Raw genomic sequence first — 3459 nt, 5'->3', positions numbered from 1 at the left:
GCCAATCTCTGGGGGATGGTGCAGGGTTTTACCGCCCACGCCCGCAGCCTTGATTTCGCCAATCATCGGGTCGATCTTGAGCGGCGGGCGGGGCAGTTACTTGTCCCCGCGCATTGATTGTTCTCCCTTTTTCTGTGAGGGTTCCGGGTTTTGTCCGGGACCCTCTTTTTCTGCCTTTTTGCTTGACTTGATTGTTGTTTTGTTATACAATTCTTACTGCAAGCGGTAATAATTGTTAATCGGAAGCTCAAATGCCGGGAATAAGCTCAAAAGAAGAATATCTCATCGCTACCTTAGGTGAACGAGGCAAGCGAATATTCACCGTTGACGAAGCCGTAGAGATTCTGGCAATCAGCAAATCCTTCACGTCCAAAATCATTCATCTTCTCACCAAGAAGAAGAAGCTACAGCGCATCGAAAACGGGAAGTATCTGGTGATTCCTCCCGTCGCCTGGAAGAGCGGGAAATTCACGGAAGAGAGCCTGATCATTGCCGCCCAGTTGATCGATCCCTACTACGTCAGCTACTGGACGGCGCTCAATTTCTACGGCTGGACCGAACAGCCGTCACGAACCGTCTTCATCGCCACCACCAAATTGAAACGGCCGGTGCACGTCGCCGGAACCGCGTTCAGGTTCGTCAAGCTGAAACCCGAACGATTCTTCGGCTTCAATGAACAGTGGCTCGGAGATCAGAAAGTCAGCATAGCTGACAAAGAAAAGACCATCGTCGACTGTCTGGACCAGCCACGGTACGCCGGTGAAATCGTCGAAGTGGCCAAGGGACTGTGGAACGGACGAACGGATTTCAATTTCGACCAGATGCTCGGCTATATCGACCGGATGGGGAACTCCGCCATCGTCAAACGCCTTGGCTTCTTGTTGGAAACCCTGGGCATCCTCGACTCGCGCGTCAGGTTAGGCTTGCAGAAACGCCTCACCTACGGCTACGTCGATTTGGATCCCCATGGGAAGGGCGCCAAGCATACGCTCAATGCCGATTGGCGACTCCGCGTCAACGTGAAGCAGACCAACCTGACCGAATGGATACAGCATTAGCATATGATCAGCGCCGACACCATCCGCACCATCGCCGCCAACAAATCGATTCACCCTGGGGTGATCGAAAAGGACTACGTCTTGTCCAAGACCCTCATGTCACTCGCGGCCATTCCGGAGTTTCGGACGCACCTGGTATTCAAAGGTGGCACCGCGCTCAAAAAGTGCTATTATCCACATTGGCGGTATTCGGAGGATTTGGACTTCACCGCAAAGGCGGCGCTGGCTCCTTCTCAAATTCGCGACATGTTCACAGCCGCTGTGGACGGGGTCAGTAGCGCGTTTGGCCTGCCGATGAGAGTGAGCGAATTCTCCCAATATCCGAAAGATGTCGAGGCCATCGTATCTGCTCAAATGAAGCTCAGCTACGATGGGCCGTTGCGTCAGTCAAGCGGGCAGAAGAACAATATTCGAGTCGATATCGCGCTTAACGAGGAGATCGTTCTTCCGACACCAAATTTGAATGTGGTTCAGGAATACGCGGACGATATCCCCGCGTCATTACCCACCTATGCACTTGAGGAGGTCGTGGCGGAGAAACTCAGAAGCATTCTCCAGCGCGGGAAGAGCAGAGACTACTACGACGTCTGGATACTCCTCAAGGAGTATGGCAAGGATTTCGACCACCAGCGTACAAAGGATGTTTTTTTGAAGAAGTGTCATTCCAAGGATATTCCCGAGCCTAAGGTAGAAGACTTCTTCAATACAGAGCAGTTGGCGGAGGCCGAACGATTCTGGGAGCGCGGGTTGGCGCACCAGCTCACGGTCCTGCCAGCATTCGACACGGTATTGAAGGAGTTGAAAAGCCTGATCATTGCAATTGCAGGTGAAACAACGAATTGACTATGACCAATAACAAAGAAGCCAAAGCGCGCATAAAAATCAACGAGCTGCTGAAAGATGCAGGATGGCGCTTTTTCGATGATAAGAATGGCCTGGCCAACATCCAGCTCGAACCGAACGTCAAACTAACCGAAAGAGACATCGATGCGTTCGGTCACGATTTCGAAAAGACTAAGCACGGCTTTATCGACTTCTTACTGCTCGACGAAAGAAACTTTCCCCTCGTAGTACTGGAAGCCAAGAAAGAGGAAAAAGACCCGCTCGACGGAAAGGAGCAAGCTCGTCGGTATGCAAAATCCCTCAACGTTCGATTTGTCATTCTCTCGAATGGCAACCTGCACTACTTCTGGGATCTGGAGCGTGGCAATCCGGAGATCATCACCGAGTTCCCGAGACAGGAGTCCATCGAACATCGGAAAGAATTTACACCCGACAATAAGCGTTTAGCAGAAGAGAGGGTTGAAGACGACTACATCGCTTTGACGCAAAACGCACGATTCAAAGACGATCCGAAGTATAAGGCAGAGGAAACTCGATCCAGGTTTCTTTTGGAAGAAGGGCTTCGAATTCTCCGGCCGTATCAGTTGAGAGCAATTCACGCCTTACAGAAGTCGGCTGGGCAGGGGAGCGACCGTTTCCTGTTTGAAATGGCGACGGGCACTGGCAAGACATTGATTTCCGCTGCCATTATCAAACTCTTTCTCCGAACCGGAAACGCCAAACGCATCCTGTTCTTGGTGGATCGGCTGGAACTGGAAGACCAAGCTCATAAGAATTTCGTCAGATATCTGAAAAATGATTTTACCGCAGTCGTCTATAAGCAAAACAGAGACAGTTGGAAGAGCGCGGACATTGTCATCTCGACAGTGCAGAGTTTTTCTTCTCAAGACAAGTACAAGAAGCTATTCTCGCCGACCGATTTCGATCTGCTCATATCCGACGAAGCCCATCGCTCTATAGGAGGGAATTCACGGGCTGTATTCGAGTATTTTGTCGGCTACAAACTCGGATTGACGGCCACTCCGAAGAACTATCTCAAAAACATCGATCCAAACAGGCTAGCCAGCAATGATCCGAGAGCATGGGAACGTCGTCAGCTACTCGATACCTACAAAACATTCGGCTGCGAAAGCGGAGAGCCGACGTATCGCTACAGCCTGTTGGATGGAGTTCGTGAAGGTTATCTCATCAATCCAATTGTCGCCGATGCCCGGACGGATATTACCGCCGAACTACTTTCCGAAAAGGGCTACGCAGTCATGGTTCCGAATGAGGATGGCGTCGAGACCGAAGAATCGATGTTTGGGCGCGACTTCGAACGGAAGTTTTTCTCCGAGAGGACAAATCAAGTGTTCTGCAAGACCTTCTTGGAGAACGCACTGAAAGACCCTATCAGCGGTGAAATTGGCAAGAGCATCGTCTTTTGTGTCAGTCAGAAGCACGCCTCGAAAATCACCCAGACACTGAACGTCATGGCTCACCAGCTATGGCCTGACAAGTACAATTCGGACTTCGCGGTTCAGGTCACGTCCAACATTCCCGGCTCGCAACAATTCAC

The 3459-nt window shown here is 51.1% G+C and carries 3 protein-coding genes; all 3 read left to right on the top strand.

Annotated features, from left to right (window positions below):
• The first annotated feature begins 251 nt into the window (after window positions 1-251).
• Window positions 252-1058 carry a hypothetical protein gene (locus RBT76_15925; GenBank protein MDX9859272.1) on the top strand — a complete coding sequence of 269 codons (807 nt, stop codon included), beginning with the start codon at window positions 252-254 and terminating at the stop codon, window positions 1056-1058.
• Window positions 1059-1061: 3 nt separating this feature from the next.
• Complete coding sequence (locus RBT76_15920; protein ID MDX9859271.1) at window positions 1062-1901, top strand: nucleotidyl transferase AbiEii/AbiGii toxin family protein; 840 nt, start codon at window positions 1062-1064, stop codon at window positions 1899-1901.
• Between the two features lie 2 nt (window positions 1902-1903).
• On the top strand, window positions 1904-3459 hold a 1556-nt coding region (locus RBT76_15915), incomplete at its 3' end, for a DEAD/DEAH box helicase family protein (protein MDX9859270.1).

Source organism: Candidatus Zixiibacteriota bacterium (assembly GCA_034003725.1).
Taxonomy (GTDB): Bacteria; Zixibacteria; MSB-5A5; order GN15; family FEB-12; genus WJMS01.
This window is presented reverse-complemented; position numbering and strand designations above follow the sequence as displayed.